Origin of the sequence: Allokutzneria sp. A3M-2-11 16 (assembly GCF_024213555.1) — a bacterium.
Lineage (GTDB): Bacteria > Actinomycetota > Actinomycetes > Mycobacteriales > Pseudonocardiaceae > Allokutzneria.
The window spans coordinates 612,379-630,835 of the sequence record NZ_JANAVO010000002.1; the positions used below are offsets into that span (position 1 = coordinate 612,379).

At 70.5% G+C, this 18,457-nt stretch carries 15 protein-coding genes; 10 read left to right on the forward strand and 5 right to left on the reverse strand.

What is annotated here, in order from left to right:
• The first annotated feature begins 110 nt into the window (after positions 1-110).
• Both NLX83_RS20975 and NLX83_RS20980 read left to right on the forward strand, forming a co-directional pair.
• On the forward strand, positions 111-599 hold the full coding sequence (locus NLX83_RS20975; protein WP_254236777.1) for a YbaK/EbsC family protein: 489 nt from the start codon (positions 111-113) through the stop codon (positions 597-599).
• The gene (locus NLX83_RS20980; RefSeq protein WP_254236778.1) at positions 596-1,189 is read left to right on the forward strand and encodes a GNAT family N-acetyltransferase; all 594 of its coding nucleotides are present in this window, start codon (positions 596-598) and stop codon (positions 1,187-1,189) included. Before NLX83_RS20975 ends, NLX83_RS20980 begins: the two co-directional genes overlap by 4 nt.
• Here NLX83_RS20980 and NLX83_RS20985 read toward each other — a convergent pair.
• Both NLX83_RS20985 and NLX83_RS20990 read right to left on the reverse strand, forming a co-directional pair.
• The gene (locus NLX83_RS20985; RefSeq protein ID WP_254236779.1) at positions 1,179-2,057 is read right to left on the reverse strand and encodes a PI-PLC domain-containing protein; all 879 of its coding nucleotides are present in this window, start codon (positions 2,055-2,057) and stop codon (positions 1,179-1,181) included. The two genes, NLX83_RS20980 and NLX83_RS20985, sit on opposite strands and share 11 nt — an antisense overlap.
• 62 nt (positions 2,058-2,119) lie before the next feature.
• On the reverse strand, positions 2,120-3,802 hold the full coding sequence (locus NLX83_RS20990; protein ID WP_254236780.1) for a DUF885 domain-containing protein: 1,683 nt from the start codon (positions 3,800-3,802) through the stop codon (positions 2,120-2,122).
• A 323-nt stretch (positions 3,803-4,125) separates the two neighbouring features.
• Here NLX83_RS20990 and NLX83_RS20995 point away from each other — a divergent pair, with 323 nt between their 5' ends.
• Positions 4,126-4,833: a DUF3153 domain-containing protein gene (locus NLX83_RS20995; protein WP_254236781.1), complete on the forward strand. Its 708-nt coding sequence runs from the start codon at positions 4,126-4,128 to the stop codon at positions 4,831-4,833.
• On the opposite strand, the gene metF is transcribed toward NLX83_RS20995, so the two are convergent.
• A complete protein-coding gene (gene metF / locus NLX83_RS21000; RefSeq protein WP_254236782.1) occupies positions 4,830-5,726 on the reverse strand; it encodes a methylenetetrahydrofolate reductase [NAD(P)H] in 897 nt (298 codons plus the stop codon). The genes NLX83_RS20995 and metF overlap by 4 nt on opposite strands.
• Positions 5,727-6,103: 377 nt before the next feature.
• Here metF and NLX83_RS21005 point away from each other — a divergent pair, with 377 nt between their 5' ends.
• The 3 genes from NLX83_RS21005 to mptB all read left to right on the forward strand — a co-directional run bounded on the left by NLX83_RS21005 (position 6,104) and on the right by mptB (position 9,372).
• Positions 6,104-6,484, forward strand: coding sequence for a type II toxin-antitoxin system VapC family toxin (locus NLX83_RS21005; RefSeq protein WP_254236783.1), 381 nt, complete (start codon positions 6,104-6,106; stop codon positions 6,482-6,484).
• 105 nt (positions 6,485-6,589) lie between these two features.
• Positions 6,590-7,696, forward strand: a complete 1,107-nt coding sequence (locus NLX83_RS21010; RefSeq protein ID WP_254236784.1) for a polyprenyl synthetase family protein — start codon at positions 6,590-6,592, stop codon at positions 7,694-7,696.
• Between the two features lie 68 nt (positions 7,697-7,764).
• The gene (gene mptB / locus NLX83_RS21015) at positions 7,765-9,372 is read left to right on the forward strand and encodes a polyprenol phosphomannose-dependent alpha 1,6 mannosyltransferase MptB (RefSeq protein ID WP_254236785.1); all 1,608 of its coding nucleotides are present in this window, start codon (positions 7,765-7,767) and stop codon (positions 9,370-9,372) included.
• A 75-nt stretch (positions 9,373-9,447) separates the two neighbouring features.
• Here the strand turns inward: mptB and NLX83_RS21020 are convergent, their stop codons facing one another.
• A complete protein-coding gene (locus NLX83_RS21020) occupies positions 9,448-9,813 on the reverse strand; it encodes an Rv2175c family DNA-binding protein (protein WP_254236786.1) in 366 nt (121 codons plus the stop codon).
• A 142-nt stretch (positions 9,814-9,955) separates the two neighbouring features.
• Here NLX83_RS21020 and NLX83_RS21025 point away from each other — a divergent pair, with 142 nt between their 5' ends.
• Positions 9,956-11,932 carry a PASTA domain-containing protein gene (locus NLX83_RS21025; protein ID WP_441296813.1) on the forward strand — a complete coding sequence of 659 codons (1,977 nt, stop codon included), beginning with the start codon at positions 9,956-9,958 and terminating at the stop codon, positions 11,930-11,932.
• A gap of 232 nt (positions 11,933-12,164) precedes the next feature.
• On the opposite strand, the gene NLX83_RS21030 is transcribed toward NLX83_RS21025, so the two are convergent.
• A complete protein-coding gene (locus tag NLX83_RS21030) occupies positions 12,165-13,553 on the reverse strand; it encodes a class II 3-deoxy-7-phosphoheptulonate synthase (protein WP_254236788.1) in 1,389 nt (462 codons plus the stop codon).
• Between the two features lie 137 nt (positions 13,554-13,690).
• On the opposite strand from NLX83_RS21030, the gene NLX83_RS21035 reads away from it, so the two are divergent.
• The 3 genes from NLX83_RS21035 to NLX83_RS21045 all read left to right on the forward strand — a co-directional run bounded on the left by NLX83_RS21035 (position 13,691) and on the right by NLX83_RS21045 (position 18,442).
• Positions 13,691-14,722, forward strand: a complete 1,032-nt coding sequence (locus NLX83_RS21035; protein WP_254236789.1) for a DUF2891 domain-containing protein — start codon at positions 13,691-13,693, stop codon at positions 14,720-14,722.
• Between the two features lie 86 nt (positions 14,723-14,808).
• Positions 14,809-16,143, forward strand: coding sequence for a pyridine nucleotide-disulfide oxidoreductase (locus NLX83_RS21040; RefSeq protein ID WP_254236959.1), 1,335 nt, complete (start codon positions 14,809-14,811; stop codon positions 16,141-16,143).
• 58 nt (positions 16,144-16,201) lie between these two features.
• Positions 16,202-18,442 carry a hypothetical protein gene (locus tag NLX83_RS21045; RefSeq protein WP_254236790.1) on the forward strand — a complete coding sequence of 747 codons (2,241 nt, stop codon included), beginning with the start codon at positions 16,202-16,204 and terminating at the stop codon, positions 18,440-18,442.
• Positions 18,443-18,457 lie beyond the last annotated feature (15 nt).

Sequence of the window (18,457 nt, forward strand, 5' to 3'; positions counted from 1 at the left end):
TGCCAGAGGGCCACCCCGGTTCGGCCGCGCCCGAAACGGGATCGGGCCCGATCCGGACAGATCAGGGGGCGGGACGGGCTCCACCGGCCTGGGCATGGTCTGATGGGCCCGTGAGCTCACTGGACCACCCGGGCATCCAGAAGGTCGCCACGGCGCTCGCCGAGGCCGGATTCGACTCCGCCGCGACCGGGATCCGTGTCCTGGACGATGCCGCCCGCACGGCCGCGCAGGCCGCCGCCGCGCTCGGCATCGAGGTGGGGGCGATCGCGAACAGCCTGGTCTTCACGGCGGACGGGGCCCCGTTGCTGGTGCTCACTTCCGGCGCACACCGGGCCGACACCGCGCTGCTCGCCGAACTGGCGGGGGTGGCCGAGGTGGGCAGGGCGGCGCCCGAGTTCGTCCGCGAGCACACCGGCCAGGCCATCGGCGGCGTCGCCCCGATCGGCCACCCGGCCCCCATCCGGACCCTGGTGGACCGTGCACTGGCCGGTTACCCGGAGATCTGGGCGGCGGCCGGTCACCCGAAGGCGGTCTTCCCCACCACCTTCACCGACCTGGTGGCCCTCACCGGCGGCACCCCCGTGGAGGTGACCCGGTGACCAAGGCGTCCCGCCCGGAACAGCAACGGCTGATCGAGTTCTCCGCCGCGGACCTGCGGCCCCGGCTGGACGAGGCGCTGGCGCTCTACGTCGCCGCCATGGACTACCCGCCCAACACGGTGCGCCAGCGGGCCCCGATGTGGTTGGCGCACATGATGCGCGAGGGCTGGCGCTGCGTTGTCGCACTGGACGAGGACGAGGCGCTCGCCGGGATCTCCTACGGCTACCGCGGCGCGATCGGCCAGTGGTGGCACGAGCAGGTGCGCCGCGGCCTCAACGCGCGGACGAACTCCGATCAGTCCTTTGTGGACGAATGGATGCGGGACTACTTCGAGCTGACCGAGCTGCACGTGCGCCCAGACGCGCAGGGCCGCGGGCTCGGCGAGGCGCTGCTGCGGCGGCTGGCGGGCATGGTCGACTCGGAGCGCGTGCTGCTGTCCACTCCCGAAGGCCCGACGCGCGCGTGGAAGCTCTACCGGCGCCTCGGTTTCCAGGACGTGCTGCGGCACTACCAGTTCACCGGCGACCCGCGGCCGTTCGCGGTGCTCGGCCGCGTGCTGCCGATCGAGGAGACCCCGGTCAGCGGTTGAGGTCGGCGACCACACTGGCGGGGCGCGTGCCCGACGTGGGCTGCTCGTAGAAGTCGACGGAGACGAAGTTCGGCTTGCGCCCGGCGGCCGGGGCGCACGTGTCCCGCACCCGCTTCGCCAGCTTGTCGCCGTTGTCCGCGCGGGCGGCGAAATCCATTGGCACGTCTCGGAAGTGGTTCATCACGAACAGCCGCTTGAAGTTCGGCTCCTGCTTGTTCAACGGCACGTCCGACCAACGGCTGACGCATTCCAGCTTGTCGCCCAGCGGCCCGAGGCTCCAGTAGTTCTCGACCGTGTAGTCCTTGCCGTAGAAGACACCCATCGACTCGCGGCCGGAGGCGCTGGAGAGCATCAGCAGTCTCTTGTTCTGCGCCACCATGTCGCTCAGCTTCGGCCAACCTTGTTCGCGCACTTTCCAGGCGTCAGGCCGAAAAATCAGGTCGTTGAGCCCAGGAACGCTACTGAGGGCGCTGCCGAGCGCTGGCGCGTCCGCGTAGTCCTCAAGCAACAGGGTGACGACCTCGCCGCGGTTCTCGTTGAGGAAGTCCACGATCGTCCGCAGCGATCCGGCGAACGTCTGCCGCGGAGTGCCGTAGTGCAACCCCGGCACCGGACCGCACTCACGGCCCTCGTTGTGGCACAGGTGCACCTCGTTGCCGTACATGTGCAAGTCGAGCATCAGTCCGCGCACGCCATCGGCGAGCTGCTTGCGCAGGCTCTGTCCCTGGTTCGGCGGCCACCACTTCGCGTCACCCGTACTGACGTGCGCGTTGTGCGACGTCAGATACGTCAGGTCGGCGAGCGTCTTCTCCGCCGGGACCGGGAGCGCGACGAGGACAGCGGCCAGAACAAGGCGCAACGCGGACATACACCCTCCTTGACGTGAATTAGTCTCACATCAAGGAGGGTGTGCCGACACCGCCGAAAGTCCTAGCCGATCATCTGCTCGCGCAGCAGGTCGAGCCCCATCGCCCCGGCGCGCAAAGCCTTGGTGTGGAAGGACTTCTGGTCGAACGCCGCGCCCTGCCTCGCCCTGGCCTCCTCGCGAGCCGCCAGCCACAGCCGCTCGCCGAGCTTGTAGGACGGGGCCTGCCCCGGCCAGCCCAGGTAGCGGTCGATCTCGTCGCGCACGTGCGTGGGATCGGTGATCGTGCGGGTGAGCATGAACTCCAGCCCCAGGTCCGGGGTCCACCGCTCGCCCTCGTGGAAGCCGGTGCCCTTCGGGATCTCCAGCTCCAGGTGCATGCCGATGTCCACCACCACGCGCGCCGCGCGGAACAGGTGCGCGTCCAGCATGCCCAGCAGGTCACCGTCGTCGTCGAGGTAGCCCAGTTCGCGCATGAGGCGCTCCGAGTAGAGCGCCCAGCCCTCGCCGTAGCCCGACACCCAGCACATGAGGCGCTGGAAGCGGTTCAGCTCGGCCGCCTGGTGGACCGCGGTGGCGATCTGGAGGTGATGGCCGGGGACGCCCTCGTGGTAGACGGTGGTGACCTCGCGCCAGGTGGAGAACTCCTCGCGGTCGGCGGGCACCGACCACCACATCCGGCCCGGGCGGCTGAAGTCGTCGGTCGGGCCCGTGTAGTACGCGCCGACCCCACCGCCGGGCGGAGCGATCTTGCACTCCAGCCGCATCAGCGGCTCCGGGATGTCGAAGTGGGTGTCGCGCAGCTCGACGAGCGCGGTGTCGGAGAGCTTCTGCATCCACGCGGCGAGCGCGTCCTGGCCGTGCACCCGGTAGCGCGGGTCCGCGTCGAGCGCGGCGGCGGCCTCGGCGAGCGTGGAGCCGGAGCGGATGCGGTTCGCGACCTGCTTCATCTCGGCCTCGATGCGGGAGAACTCCGCCCAGCCCCACTCGTACGCCTCGTGCAGGTCCAGCTTCGCGCCGGTGTAGTACCGCGATTCCAGGCGGTAGCGGTCCTCGCCGACCGCGTCGCGCTTGGGCGCCCTCGGCGCGAGGTCCTCGCGGAGGAAACGGGCGAAGTCGCCGTATGCGGCGGCCGCGGCGTCTGCGGCGGCGCGCAGGTCGGAGCGCAGCCCGTCGCTGACGCCGTCGACCCCGTCCACCGCGGCGATCATGTTCGCGAAGAACGACTTGCCCCCGCGACGGCCCGCCCAGGTCTCGCACTGCTCGGCGACCCCGGAGACCTGGCGGATCGCGGAGACGTCGCCCTTGTCCGCCGAGTGCAGCAACGAGGCCCGCACGCCCGCGAGCGCGTCCGGAGTCTTGGCCAGCCTGCTGGCGATCACCGCCCAGTCCTCGGCGGTGGCCGTGGGCATCAGGTCGAAGACCTGGCGCAGGTCCTGCGGCGGGCTGGAGATGACGTTCAGCGAGGCCGTCGAGAGCCCCGCCTCGTGCCGCTCCACGTCCAGCCCGACGCGCTCCTGGAAGACCGCCTTCGCCAGCCGCTCCGCGTCCGTGGCCGGTTCGGCGGCACCGAGCTCCCGCAGCGCCCGCGCGGCCAGCTCGGCCCGTGCGCGGTGCCCCTCCGGGGAGTAGTCGGTCAGGTCCTGGTCGTGCCCGGGGACTCCGAGGTAGGTCGCCGCGATGGGGTCGAGCGCGGCGTAGTCACCGACGAAGGCATCGCTGATCTGGTTGATCACGCTGGCTGGCATGACCGGCACGCTACCCGACCCCTGCGCGCCCGAACCTCGCCGTGAGAGCGATCCGACCCGCCGCAGGTTCCACAGTCTTCAAGACCAGCAAACCCCGTCCGCAGATGTCGTCAACCGCCGCAAACCCCGACGGTCACGCAGGGTTTGCCATCGTTGGCGACCGCCGCAGCCGGGGTTCGGCGGTCTTCAAGACACACCAACCACGCAACACTCCCGGCAGAACCACGACGATCACGCCGGGTTTGCTGCAGTTTGCGACCGCTGCGGCGGGGGTGCGGTGGTCTTGAAGACGCTCCAACCCGGGCGCGGTCGCAGAGTCCTCGATGAGGGTGTTGTGGGGCTCGGCCCGCTGGCAGGATGTGCCGGTGCCGTCCCGACACCGCCGTCGCGCCGTCCTGCTGGTGGCGCTGCTCGGGGTGCTGCTGCTCAGCGGCTGCGTGCGGGCCCGGATGACGCTCTCGGTGGCCGAGGACGACCGGGTCACCGGCGACCTCCAGGTACTGGCGGCCCCGCAGCGGGAGGGCGACGCCGGACCGCAGCTGGTGGTGCCCGCCGGGCTCACCGGACGGGTGCGGGCCACCAAGGCCACCGCGGCGGACGGCTTCACCGGCTCCCAGCTGACCTTCACCGGGCTCACCTTCGAGGAGCTGCGGCTGCTGTCCGCGACCGCCACCGGCGACAGCGGCAAGTACCAGTTCAGCCTGCGCCGCTCCGGCGGGCTGGTGACGCTCTCCGGCTCGGTGGACCTGACCCAGCTGGCGCCGGACCGCACCGACGTGCAGATCAAGATCAACTTTCCCGGCAAGGTCAACAGCGGCAACGGGCGGGCGCGCGGCAACGAGGTCAGCTGGTCGCCGAAGCCCGGCCAGGTCACCGAGCTCAACGCGCTGGCCAGGTACGCCGACGCCACCTCGGAGGCGTGGGTGCGCTGGGCGCTCATCGTGGGCGCGGCCACCGGCCTCGCGGCGGTGATCGTGATGGCGATGGCCTACGTCAGCCACCGCAGGGAGCTGCGGACCGCGCTCGCCTAGCGGGCGCGGGCGGGCAGCAGGCCCAGCCGGTCGAGCACCTGCACGGTCGAGTTCGACCTGTTCATCGTGTAGAAGTGCAGCTGCTTCAGCCCCTCGGCGAGCAGCCGCTCCGCCAGTTCGGTCGCGATGTCCACACCCACGGCGCGCACCGCCTCCAGGTCGCCCGCGTGCGGCTCGACCCTGGCGATGACCTCCGGCGGGATCTCGGTGTTGGCCATCTCGGCCATCTTCTGGATGCCCTTGACCGACCGGATCGGCATCAGCCCCGGCAGCAGCGGGACCTGGTCCAGGTCGATGCCGCGCGCGGCGATCCGGTCCCGCAGCCGCAGGAAGTCCTCGACACGGAAGAACATCTGCGACACCGCGTAGTGCGAGCCCGCGCGCAGCTTGCGCACGAAGAACTCGGCGTCGGTGTCCAGGTCGGCCGAGCGCGGGTGGCCGAAGGGGTAGGCGGCGACGCCCACGCAGAAGTCACCGAGGTCGCGGATGAGCCGGACCAGCTCCTCCGCGTAGGTCAGGCCCTGCGGGTGCTTGACCCACTCGCCGTTGGGGTCGCCGGGCGGGTCACCCCGCAGCGCGAGGATGTTGCGCACGCCGACCGAGGCGTAGGAACCGATGACGTTGCGCAGCTCGGCGACCGAGTGGTTGACCGCGGTCAGGTGCGCGACCGGGGTCAGCGTGGTCTCCTGCGCGATGCGCCCGGTCACCCGGATCGTGCGGTCGCGGCTGGAGCCGCCCGCGCCGTAGGTCACCGAGACGAACGCGGGGTCGAGGGGCTCCAGTTCCCTGATGGCGCGCCAGAGCTGGCGCTCGGCCTCGGCGTCCTTCGGCGGGAAGAACTCCACCGAGAACACCGGACGATCACTGCGAAGCCGGTCAACCACCGCCGTCATGCGTCAAGGCTACTCGGGGTGCCCGCCAGTCGGACGCGGAGTTCCACTAACTGGAAGAAGGTACAAACCAAGCCGACGGAAATTCCATGGTGTCGCACACGGAGGTGCCGTGACACTGGGCAAATGGGGACAGAGAACTCCCGTCATGTCGTCATAGTTCTGGACGAGGTGGCCGCTGCCCTGGCCGAGACCGAGGCTTACTGGCCTGATCAACATGATCGCCCGGCAGAACTGCTGCTTCGCCTGATCCAGATAGGTCATCAGACGCTGAGGGCCTCGGCGCGGTCCCGCCACGCGGCAATCCTCGCTGGAGCTGGCGCTGCGACCGGCGCATATGGCGAACGCTACCTGGAGGAATTGCGAGGAGACCACATCACATGATCGTGCTCGACGCCTGTGCGCTGATCGCCTACCTCGACCGTGACGACGCGCACCACCAACGCACTCTGGACCTGTTGCTCGACGTCCAGCACGAGCTGACCACCTCCGCGCTCACCCTCGCCGAGGCGCTGGTCGGACCGATCCGCTTCGGGAAAGAGACCGAAGCGAGGAAGGCGCTGGATTCCCTCGGCGTCCGCGGCCTGGACATCCCCGCCGAAGCAGCGCGACAACTGGCTGCGCTGAGAGCTGCAACGGGATTGAGCAGAGAGGACTGCTGCGTGCTGTGGGCCGCGGAGGCCAACGACGCCCAGTTGGCGACCTATGACGACCGGCTCGCACGCGTCGCCGGGGAACGCGGGCTCACCGTGGTGGTGTGAGGTCGCTTATGTCGGGGACATCTCATTGTGTGTTTCCCGTTCACTGGAGTAGTGAGGCCCACCCCGGGTTGGTCGCCCCCCACCACTAGGCAGAGGATGTCCTCCGTGCTTGAACAGCAGGTAGATGTCAACGTCGACGCGATGCTCACCGCGCACGTGGAGCACGAGCTCCGCGTGTACCTGGGGCGACAGCGGGCGGCGGCGGCCGACATCGACGAGGCGTTCGCCAGCGCGGTGGGCGCCCTGTCCGACTTCGTGGTCTCCGGGGGCAAGCGGATCCGGCCCACCTTCGCCTGGTGGGGCTGGCGCGCCGCGGGCGGTGATCCGGACGACCTGGACACGGTGGTGCCGGTGCTGCGCGCGGTCAGCGCCCTGGAGCTGATCCAGGCGTGCGCCCTGGTGCAGGACGACCTGATGGACGACTCCGACATGCGCCGGGGCCTGCCGACGGTGCACGTGGCCTTCGGCGCCAAGCACCGCGAGCTGGGCTGGTCGGGCAGCGCGGAGCGGTTCGGGCTCTCCGCGGCCCTGCTGCTCGGCGATCTGGCGCTGGTCTGGGCCGACGACATGGTCCGCACATCGGGGCTCGGCCTCCAAGCGCTCGCGCGGACCAACGAGGCGTGGCACGGCATGCGCACGGAGGTCCTCGCCGGTCAGTACCTCGACGTGCTCGCGCAGGCCAGGGCCGCCACCGACCTGCACAGCGCCGAGCAGGTCAGCCGGTACAAGACCGCCGCGTACACGGTGGATCGGCCACTGCACTTCGGCGCGGCGCTGGCCGGGGCGTCCCCGGAGCTGATTGCGGCGCTGCGCCGCTACGGCGCGGACGTGGGCATCGCCTTCCAGCTGCGCGACGACCTGCTGGGCGTGTTCGGCGACCCCGCCGTCACCGGCAAGCCCGCCGGTGACGACCTGCGCGAGGGCAAGCGGACGCCGCTGGTGGCCTACGGGCTGGACCTGGCGCACCGGGCCGGGGAGACCGACTCGGCCGAGCTGATCGAGAGTGCGCTGGGCGTCCCGGAGCTGGACGGCGGGCTGCTGGAGCGGGTGCGCGCCACGCTCATCCGGCTCGGCGCGGTGCGCGCGGTGGAGGAGCGGATCAACGGGCTGACCACCTCCGGCCTCGCCGCCCTCGACTCGGTGACGATCAACCCCGTGGCCGTCACCCGACTGCGTGAACTCGCACAGGAAGTGACCCACCGCAGCTACTGACGGTCGCGGCGAGGCGTTGCGTACAAGCGCTCTCAGGGCCTATGGGACCATGGCCAACGATGTCCACCATGTCCTCTCCGCCCATCACCGGCCCCGGCGACGAGCCGGGGTCGAGCGAGCCCGGGGGGCGCACCCGGGTAACCGAGCGGCCAGTCGAGCGCGCACATCCGGATCCGGTCGCCAACGCCTCCGGTACCGGCGCCTCCGGGACCTCCCGGACGGCCAAGGCGACCGGGATACCCGGCCGCACGATCCTGCTCGGTGTCATCGGAGCCTGCCTCGCGGCGCTCGGGGCACTCGGGGCGGGCGGCATCCTGGTCCGGGACCCGATCCTGTCCGGGACCTCACTGACCTGGATCCGCTTCGGGCACGGCAAGAACCTGGCCGAGCTGGTGGTCTACCTCGGCGTGGTCCTGCTGGTCTGGGCCTGGGTCCGGCTCGGCAGGCACGTGCGGGCCGGCCGGGTCGGCAGCCGCGGCGTGCTGCTGGCGATCACCGCGTGGTGCGTGCCGGTCATGCTCGGCCCGCCGCTGTTCACCAGGGACGTCTACAGCTACCTCGGTCAGGGCCTGCTGCCGCTGGAGGGGCTGGACACCTACGCGCTCGGCCCCGCCGCGGTGGACGGGCCGATCGCCGAGAACGTGGCGTGGATCTGGCAGACCACCCCCGCCCCGTACGGGCCGCTGTTCATCCTGATCGCCAAGGGCGTCGTGGCCATCAGCGGGCACAACATGATCGCCGGCGTGCTGCTGATGCGCGTCGCGCTGATCGGCGGCCTGCTCATGCTGTGCTGGACCCTGCCCAGGCTGGCGGAGCGGCTGGGCGGCAACCCGTCCGTGGCGCTGTGGATCGGGGCGGCCAACCCGCTCGTGGTGGTGCACCTGGTCGGCGGACCGCACAACGACCTGATGATGGTCGGACTGCTGGCCCTCGGCACCCTGATGGTGATGCGCCGCCAGCACGTGCTGGGCATCGTGCTGGTCACACTGGGCGCCGCCATCAAGATCCAGGCCGTCGTCGTGCTGCCGTTCCTGGTGTGGATCTGGGCCAGGCACCTCAAGGGCACGGAGCTGTCCAGGTTCGTGCGCGCCGCCGGGATCGGCACGGGGGTGTTCTTCGCCGCCTTCGCCGCCTGCCAGCTGGTCGCGAACGTCAGCCTCGGCTGGATCCCCGCGCTGTCGGCGAACTCCGTGGTGCTCAACTGGACCTCGCTGCCGACCGGCGCCGGCCAGCTGGCGCACGGCATCGCGAGCTGGTTCTACAGCCCCAGCCACAGCCTGTACTACAACACCGCGCGGATGCTGGGCATGGCCCTGCTCGGCTACATCGCGCTGCGGCAGTGGTGGCTCTCGCGCGACGGCGAGGAGCACAACGTCATCCGGCGCGCCGCGCTGGTGATGCTGGGCATGTCGGTGCTGTTGCAGACCACGTTCCCCTGGTACTTCACGCTGGCGCTGGCGCTGGCCGCCGCGCTCCCGCTGTCCCGGTGGGCCTCGACGGTGATCGTCTTCGGTTCGGCGTTCCAGATCGCGATCAGCTATCCGGACGGTGACGCGGCGAGCTACAACCACCTGCACGTCGCCGTGCTGCTGCTGCTCTCGCTGCTGGCCGCCAAGTCGCTGCTGCGCAACGACCCGCTGGGGTTCTCCAGGAAGGGCAAGGGCGCGCACGTCTGAGCCCCGAAGAGCCGAACGGCGCCGCCCCTCGCGTGGGGACGGCGCCGTTTGTCGTTGGTGGACGGGGGAATCTGGCTAGAAGGCGAGGGCCTGCGCTCTGCGCTTCACCTCACGGCCGCGGTCGCCGCGCAACGCGTCGATCGGCGTTCCCGGCAGGGAATCGTCGGAGGTGAACAGCCAGCGCAGGATCTCCTCGATGTCGTATCCGGCGTCGCGGAGCACCGTGACGGTGCCGCCGAGGTGCTTGACCACGCCCGTCTCGGTGAGGAAGGCGGCGGGAACGGCGCGGATGCCATTGCGGCGCACCGCGAGCAACTGGCCGTCCCGAAGCATCTGGTGCACTCGTGTCACCGGCTGGCCGAGCCGCTCCGCGACGTCGGGCAGCGGGAGGACCTCCACCTCGGCGTCGAGTACGTCCGGGGAGGTAGGGATCTGACTCACAGCGGTCCAGCCTGCCACAACGCGCAAGTGCCTGCCGCCGTCGCAGGCGTGTCACACCGAGCGCATACCATCGGGCGTTGTGGAATCGAGGGGTGCCGAATTGAGCGGAACGCTGCTGGAGCGGCGGTACCGCATCGACACCATGATCGCGCGCGGGGGCATGTCCTCGGTCTACCTGGGCCTGGACACCCGGCTGGAGCGTCCCGTCGCGATCAAGGTGATGGACTCCCGGCTGTCCGGGGACCGGTCCTTCCTCGACCGGCTGGAGCGGGAGGCGCGCACGGCCGCCCGGCTGCACCACCCGAGCATCGTGGGCGTCTACGACCAGGGTGTCGACCACCGCGAGGACGGTGAGCTCGCGTACCTGGTGATGGAGTACATCGAGGGCGGAACGCTGCGCGATGTGCTGCACGAGCGCGGTGAACTGCCGATCCCGCTGGCGCTGAGCGTCCTGGAGCCGATCCTGGCCGCGCTCGCCGCCGCGCACGAGGCCGCGCTGGTGCACCGCGACATCAAGCCGGAGAACGTCCTCATCGGCCGCGGCGGCACCGTGAAGGTGGGCGATTTCGGCCTGGTGAAGGCGATCGCGGGCGCGGGCACCACCAGCGACAGCGTCATCCTCGGCACGGTCGCCTACCTCGCGCCGGAGCAGGTCGCCACCGGCGCCGCGGACGCGCGCAGCGATGTCTACTCGGCCGGTCTGGTGCTCTTCGAGATGCTGGCCGGGACCCCGCCCTACACCGGTGACACGGCGCTCTCCGTCGCCTACCGCCACGTGAACAACGACGTGCCCGCGCCGAGCACCCTGCGCCAGGGCGTTCCCGCCGAACTGGACGAGCTGGTCGTGCGGGCGACGCGCCGCGACCCGTCCGTGCGGCCCTCCGACGCCACGGCGTTCCTCAACGAACTGCGCCGGGTCCGCACCTCGCTCGGCATCCACCCGGTCCCGGTCCCCGTCCCGCCGAGCAAGGTCTCGGCCAAGCTGCCGTCCTACAAGCCCGCGCGCGACGACGATCCGCCGACCGAGCAGATCACCGCGATCAGGGACTACACAGACGGTCCAACTGTGCAGAAGCCGCGGCTTCCCGTCAGCAGCGGGCCGATGGGCACGCGCACGATGAACCGCTCCGACCTGCCCGCCATGGCCCAGCACCAGCAGGCCGCCGCCCCGGAGGGGGAACCGGCGCCGCCGCCCAGCAAGCGCGACCAGGAGCGGGCCCGCGGAAGGCGCCTCGCGCTGATCTGGTCGCTCGTGATCACGTTGCTGGTGGCCGGAGTCGGCGGCACGGCGTGGTGGCTGGCCTCCGGGCGCTTCACGGACGTGCCGCCGCTGGCCGGGCAGACGCTGGGCAAGGCGCAGGATCGGCTGCGCACGGCCGACCTGGTGGCCAAGGTGGTGCACGAGCCGCACGACGAGGTGCCGATCGACGAGGTGATCCGCTCGGACCCGCAGAGCGGCTCGAAGGTGTTGCGGGGCAACGAGGTCACGCTCGTGGTCTCCGCCGGCCTGCCGGAGGTGCCGCAGGTGGCGGCGGGCGCGAGCATCGGCGACGCGGAGCGGGCGATCAGGGAGGCCAAGCTCCAGCCCGCGCAGAACGCCTCCGCCGACGACTACAGCACGGAGGTTCCGGAGGGCAGGGTCCTCAAGCTCGTCCCCGGTCCCGGGACGAAGCTGAAGGTGGGGGCCGCGGTCACCATCGCGCTGTCCAAGGGCAAGCCGCCGGTGCCGGTGCCCGCGGTCGCCGGGATGACGAAGGACGCCGCCTACGCGGAGCTGCGCAGGCTGGGCTTCGAACCGGAGGACGGCGGTCAGGACTTCAGCGCCGACTACGAGGCGGGCCGGGTGGCCAAGACCGACCCGCCCGCGGGGACGAAGCTGGACCCGAAGTCCACCAGGCGGGTCAAGGTGATGCTGTCCAACGCGGTGACGGTGCCCAACGTCAGCAGCCAGAAGGCCAGTGACGCGGCGAAGGCGCTGCGGGAGAAGGGTCTGGACGTCGAGGTCCGGCACGTGCTCCCCGGTGGTGGCCGGGACGACGCCACGGTCGTCTCCCAGTCCGCCGCCCCCGGCACCAGGGTCCGCCCCGGCACCAAGATCATCCTGACCTGCCTCTTCTAGCCGCCGTGGTGAGGGCGTCTTCAAGTACACCGAACCCCCGCCCCAGCTGTCCGTAACCGCCTCATACCTCCCGGTCCTCCGGAGGTATGAGGCGGTTTTCGGTGATCGTCGGCGGGGTTGGGGGTACTTGAAGACCGGCCAACCACGGGGGCGGAGTGCGGGCGGTGTCAGTGAAACGGCCCCGGACCGTCCTGCGTGGACGGTCCGGGGCCGGGTTCGCGCGGCGGGTCGGTCAGGAGCGGAGCATCTCGGCGACGAGGAAGGCCAGCTCCAGCGACTGCTGGGTGTTCAGCCTCGGGTCGCAGGCCGTCTCGTAGCGGCCCGCGAGGTCGATGTCGGAGATCTCCTGGGCGCCGCCGAGGCACTCGGTGACGTCCTCACCGGTCAGCTCGATGTGGATGCCGCCGGGGTGGGTGCCCAGCGCGCGGTGCACCTCGAAGAAGCCCTGCACCTCGTCCACGATCCGGTCGAAGTGCCGGGTCTTGTAGCCGGTGCTGGCCTCGTGGGTGTTGCCGTGCATCGGGTCGCACTGCCAGATGACCTGGTGGCCGGAGGCGGTGACCTTCTCGATGATCGCGGGCAGCACGTCGCGGACCTTGCCGTTGCCCATCCGGCTGATCAGCGTCAGCCTGCCGGGCTCGTTGCGCGGGTCGAGCCGCTCCACGTACTCCACGGCCAGCTCGGGCGTGGTGGTCGGGCCGATCTTCAGCCCGATCGGGTTGGCCAGCAGCTCGGCGAAGGCGATGTGCGCGCCGTCGAGCTGCCGGGTCCGCTCACCGATCCAGAGGAAGTGCGCGGAGAGGTTGTACAGCTTCGGGTCCGGTCCGCCCTGCTCCAGCCGCAGCATGGCCCGCTCGTAGTCCAGCACCAGCGCCTCGTGGCTGGCGTAGATCTCCACGGTGTGCAGCGGGTAGGCGTCGACGCCGCAGGCGGACATGAAGCGCATGCCGCGGTCGATCTCGGTGGCCAGGGCCTCGTAGCGCTCGCCGGCGGGCGAGGTGCGGACGAAGTCCTTGTTCCAGTCGTGCACCCGGCGCAGATCGGCCACGCCGGAGCTGGTCAGCGCGCGCAGCAGGTTCATCGCGGCGCTGGCGTTGGCGTAGGCGCGGACCATCCGCGAGGGGTCGTTGACCCTGGCCTCCGGGCTGGCCACGATCGAGTTGATCATGTCGCCGCGGTAGGACGGCAGGCCGAGCGCGTCGGTGGCCGAGGAGCGCGGCTTGGCGTACTGGCCCGCGATCCGGCCGACCTTCACCACCGGCATGCTCGCGCCGTAGGTCAGCACGACCGACATCTGCAGCAGGGCGCGCATGTTCGCCCTGATGTGGGGTTCGGTGTTGTCGACGAAGGTCTCCGCGCAGTCCCCGCCCTGGAGGAGGAACGCCCGGCCCTGCGCCACCTCGGCCAGCCGTTCGCGGAGGCGGTCGACCTCGGCGGGAACGGTGATCGGGGGGACGCTCTCCAGCACGGTCCGCACGTTGCGGGCCTGGTCGGCGCTCGGCCACTCGGGCTGTTGAGCGGCGGGACGCGACAACGCGTCATCGAGCCGAGCACGCAACTCCGGCGGCAACGGGGGCAGCTCGGGCAGCGTGTCGACCGGCACATCCACGGTCCAGTTCACTCGACAAGCCTACGGCGTGACCGCTATCTCCTGGCTATCGGTACGCCGATTCCACCAGCTGAGAAGGGGTGAATGCCGTTCGCGTGCGACCGATCGGGTGCTGTGGCCGTGCACCCGGCGGGGCAGGATGGGTGCCCATGGCCTCCCGACTGGACGACGACACCGCCGCCCGGCTGCTCTCGGTGGCGCTGGAGAACGTGCTGCGCGACCACCCGGTGCACTGGACGCACCTGATCTCCTCCGACGAGGAACTGGTCCCGCAGAGCGCGCTGCACCCGGTGTTCGCCCGCAGCTACGACTGGCATTCCTGCGTGCACCAGACGTGGCTGATCGTGCGGCTGCTGCGGACCCGCCCGGCGCTGGCCGAGGCGGCACGTGCGGCCGACGTGCTCGACAGCCTGCTGACCGTCGAGGGCTGCGAGAAGGAGGCCGAGTTCTTCCGCGGGCCGCACGGTGGCTACTGGGAGCGGCCCTACGGCTGGGCGTGGCTGTTCGTCCTGGACGCCGAGCTGCGGCTGTGGGCTTCGCAGTTGGGCGGCGAGCGCGCGGGTACGTGGTCGGACGCCCTGCGGCCGCTTACCGAGGTGCTGCGGACACGCTGGCTGGAGTGGGCCGCGAAGGCGCGGTGGCCCGTGCGCAGCGGCGTGCACTCCAACACCGCGTTCGCGGCGGGCCTGGTGCTGGACTCCGCGCGGGCGGTCGGTGACACCGAACTCGTCGACGCGACCACCGTGGCGGTGCTGCGCTGGTACGGCTCGGACGTGGGCTACGGCGGCTTCGAGCCGAACGCGTCGGACTTCCTCTCCCCCGCGCTGACGGAGATCGACGTGATGCGGCGGGTGCTGCCCGGACCCGCGTTCCTGGACTGGCTCTCCGGCTTCCTGCCGAACCTCGAAGCGCCCCGATGGAGCGTGCTGCGCGAGCCCGTTCCGGTGGACGACCCGGCCGATCCGCACGGCTCGCACATCTCCGGCTTGATGCTGTCCAGGGCCTCCGCGTGGCGCTCCCTGGCCGCCGCTCTGCCCGATACGCATCCATACCGCGCTATCGCCGAGGAGGCGGCCAGTACGCACGCGGAGGACGGCTGGCGCTACGTGTTCGGCTACGGCTACGCCGCCGACCACTGGCTCGGCACCTTCGCCGCGTACCTCGACATCGGGGCGCTATGAGCAGACACACAGCCACCTAGTCCTTAGGTAAGGCTAACCTTGGGCACGTGAGTGTGCACAAGCGTCGTCCGCTGCGGATCGCGGTCGTGGGCGCCGGTCCGGCCGGTATCTACGCGGCCGACATCCTGACCAAGTCCGACACCCCGGTCAGCATCGACCTGTTCGAACGGCTGCCCGCGCCGTACGGCCTGATCAGGTACGGGGTCGCACCGGACCACCCGCGGATCAAGCAGATCGTGCACGCGTTGCAGCGCGTGCTGGAGAAGCCGGAGATCCGCCTGCTGGGCAACGTGCACTACGGGCTGGACATCACCCTGGAAGACCTCCGCGGGCACTACGACGCGGTCATCTTCTCCACGGGCGCGTCCAAGGACCGCGACCTGGAGATCCCGGGCATTCGTCTGCCGGGCAGCTACGGCGGCGCGGACTTCGTGTCCTGGTACGACGGACATCCCGACGTGCCGCGCGACTGGCCGCTGACCGCGCGCAGCGTCGCGGTGCTCGGCGTCGGCAACGTGGCCCTGGACGTGGCGCGCATCCTCGCCAAGCCCGCGGACGAGCTGCTGTCCACGGAGATCCCCGACAACGTCTACCGCGGCCTCGCCGCCAGCCAGGTCACGGACGTGCACGTCTTCGGCAGGCGCGGTCCGGCGCAGGCGAAGTTCACGCCGCTGGAGCTGCGCGAGCTGGACCACTCGCCGAACGTCGAGGTCCTGGTGTACCCGGAGGACATCGAGTTCGACGACGGCAGCATGACCGCGATCCACTCCAGCAACCAGGTGCGGCAGGTCGTGAAGACCTTGCAGGACTGGGCGATCCGCGATCCCGGAACCCGTCCGCGGCGGCTGCACCTGCACTTCCTGCACCGGCCGGTCGAGGTGCTCGGCGCGGGCGGGGTGACGGGGTTGCGCACGGAGCGGATGGAGCTGGACGGCAACGGCGGCGCGCGGGGCACCGGCGTGTTCCACGACTGGGACGTGCAGGCGGTGTACCGCGCGGTCGGCTACCTCGGCTCGCACCTGGCGGACCTGCCGTTCGACCACTCCACCGGCACGGTCCCGCACGACGCGGGCCGGGTCCTCGACCAGGACGGCCAGCAGCTGCCCGGCTGCTACGTGACCGGCTGGATCAAGCGCGGCCCGGTCGGGTTGATCGGGCACACCAAGGGCGACGCGCTGGAGACGATCGGCAGCCTGCTCGCCGACCTGCCGACGCTGCGCGAGGCCGCGGAGCCGGACCCCTCGGCGATCCTGGACCTGTTGGAGCGCAGGGACATCCACTACACCACGCACGAGGGCTGGAACCGGCTGGACGTGCACGAGCTGCGGCTCGGTGACGCGCGCGGGCGGGAACGGATCAAGGTCGTCTCCCGCGAGGAGATGCTGGCGATCTCCCGGGACGAGGTGATTCACGCCCGATGAGGCAGCCCTAGGAGCAAACGCTTCTCCCGCGTGGCCGCGGGCTTCGAGACTCGCGGCCATGTGGAAACGCCTGTTGCTTGCGGCGATGCTCGTCGTGCCTGCGACGGCGGCGGCCGAGACTCCGCTGTCGCACCGCACGTCGTGGCTCGCGGAGACCATGACCGCCGAGGACGCCGCCTACATCCACTCGACCGACCAGAAGTGGCCCGGCTACGGCAGAAAATGGGTGCAGGTAAGGGTTGCGTCGGTCTTCGTCGACCCGCAGGCCGCGGACGGCTTGGCCTACACCAACTCCGTCTACGACGAGGGCTCGCGTGAGAAGGGCGTCTACCGCTTCGGCGCCGGGGCGACTGCGCGTCCGGTGACGCAGCTCTACCCGCAGGGCTCCGGCGGCACGGTCGTCGCCGGGGACGACAAGTACTTCTACGCCGACCACACCCGCTGGGGTGAGCGGTTGCCGGACGGCAGCCTCAAGAACCTCGGGCAGGTGCTGACCCGGTTCCAGCGCGGCACGGCGCCGCACAAGAACCCTTGGTACGGCGACACGATCCCGATGTCGGACTTCCCGGGCGGCGACCCGGTCGCGTCGAGCTGGACGGCCGGGCGCAACCTCACCGGCGTACCCGGTGGGATCACCGCGGGACTCGGGTTCGTGTTCGTGTCCCGCCCCTCGGAGAACCTGATCTACGTCTACGAGCGCGAGAAGATGACGCTCGTCGCAAAGCACTCCGCCCGCAACCCCGGCGCGCTGGCCTTCCGGCACGCCACGAACAGCCTGTTCGCCTTGTCGGACAACGCATCCGGCAAGCGCGAGGTGCGGGAGTGGAAGGTGCAACCGACTGGCGCGGTGACCGCGGGCGCCACGATCGCGGACGTGGGCACGACGCCGGTGGCGTTGGCGGCGAACGCGAACCGACTGCTCATCGCGGACAACCACCTTGCGGCACAACAGGTTCGGATCTACTCCGAAACCAACCAGCTCATCGGGAAGCTCGGCCAGCCGGGCGGAGTGGTGGCGCACAAGGGGGTCTACGGCGACGACCGCTTCGACAACCTGACCGGGGTCGGGATCGACAAGGCGGGCAACATCACCGTGGCCGCCAATGGACGGGGCACCTACGGCTGGCTGGACATCCGCCGCTTCACCGCGAACCACGTGCTGGACAGCAAGGTCGTCAACCACGTGTTCCTGGACGCCGGGGTGCCGGACCCGCGCGACCCGTCGCAGGTGTACACGGCCTTCAACAAGTACTCACTGAACTACGCCGCCACCCAGCCCGGCCAGGAGTGGCAGCCCAACCGCACGCAGCTGACGGTGAACCGCGCGACCTGCCCGCACGACGGCCGGACCCCGCATCCGACCACGGGCGCGACCACGCAGACCCAGGCGGTCGCGGTGCGGCACCTGAAGGGCTCAGACGGCGTCGAGCGGAAGTACCTGTTCGTCCGACCGCAGGGGCAGGCGTTCACGAACCTGGGGATCTACCGGTTCGAGGGTGAGGAGGCGCGGCCGTCCGTGCTGTTCTCCGAGGGCGTCAAGCCGTGGCCGGACGGCACCCCGGCGACTCCCGGGAGGCAGAAGTGGGTCGACTCCACCCCCAACTGCCGCATCGACCCCGGCGAGATCACCAACATGGCCCACGACCGGGACTGGATCTCCTTCGCCCACTCCATCGACATGAAGGGCGGGGTCTGGGGCACCGGCCCCAACCTGAAGTACGTGCACCACTTCCCGCTGAAGTCTTTCGACTCCGCCAACAACCCGCAGTACGGCAGCGCGGAGAACATCCTGCTGGCTGACGCGCCAATGGACAAGATCCTCAACGTCCACTACGTCGACGCGACCGACACGATGTACCTGTACGGCTATCGGGGAGCGCCCGCCGGGCCGACCGCGTCGCCGCGCTACATCCTCGCGAGGTACGACAACTTCTCCACTCCGCAGCGGAAGCTCAGCCGGTCGGTCGACATGAACTACAAGCGGTGCTGGTACCCGCAGTGGGGGATCGACCCCTGTGAGCCGCTGGGCCTCGCCGTGGCCGGAAACCGGGTCTACGTAGCCGATTCCGGGACCGGAGAGGGCGATCCGGCCGGTCGTGTGCGGAGCTTCGACGCCAGCACCCTCGCCCACCGCGGCGACCTGGTCGCCGGTCCCGAGGTCGGTCGGCGCGCGGGCTGGGTGGACGTCGCGGTCACCGGGATCACGGCGGCCGTGCTGCCCAACGGCGAGCACGTGATCTTCCGCGAGGAGGACTACCTGACCCGCATCCTGATGTACCGCTACACCCCGACCCCCTGACCCACAAATGCGTTT

Coding starts and splice junctions, on each gene's coding strand:
- NLX83_RS20985 (WP_254236779.1), bottom strand. CDS start 2,057: ATGTCCGCGTTGCGCCTTGTTCTGGCCGCTGTCCTCGTCGCGCTCCCG.
- NLX83_RS20990 (WP_254236780.1), bottom strand. CDS start 3,802: ATGCCAGCCAGCGTGATCAACCAGATCAGCGATGCCTTCGTCGGTGAC.
- NLX83_RS20995 (WP_254236781.1), top strand. CDS start 4,126: ATGAGGGTGTTGTGGGGCTCGGCCCGCTGGCAGGATGTGCCGGTGCCG.
- metF (WP_254236782.1), bottom strand. CDS start 5,726: ATGACGGCGGTGGTTGACCGGCTTCGCAGTGATCGTCCGGTGTTCTCG.
- NLX83_RS21005 (WP_254236783.1), top strand. CDS start 6,104: ATGATCGTGCTCGACGCCTGTGCGCTGATCGCCTACCTCGACCGTGAC.
- mptB (WP_254236785.1), top strand. CDS start 7,765: ATGTCCTCTCCGCCCATCACCGGCCCCGGCGACGAGCCGGGGTCGAGC.
- NLX83_RS21025 (WP_441296813.1), top strand. CDS start 9,956: ATGATCGCGCGCGGGGGCATGTCCTCGGTCTACCTGGGCCTGGACACC.
- NLX83_RS21035 (WP_254236789.1), top strand. CDS start 13,691: ATGGCCTCCCGACTGGACGACGACACCGCCGCCCGGCTGCTCTCGGTG.
- NLX83_RS21045 (WP_254236790.1), top strand. CDS start 16,202: ATGTGGAAACGCCTGTTGCTTGCGGCGATGCTCGTCGTGCCTGCGACG.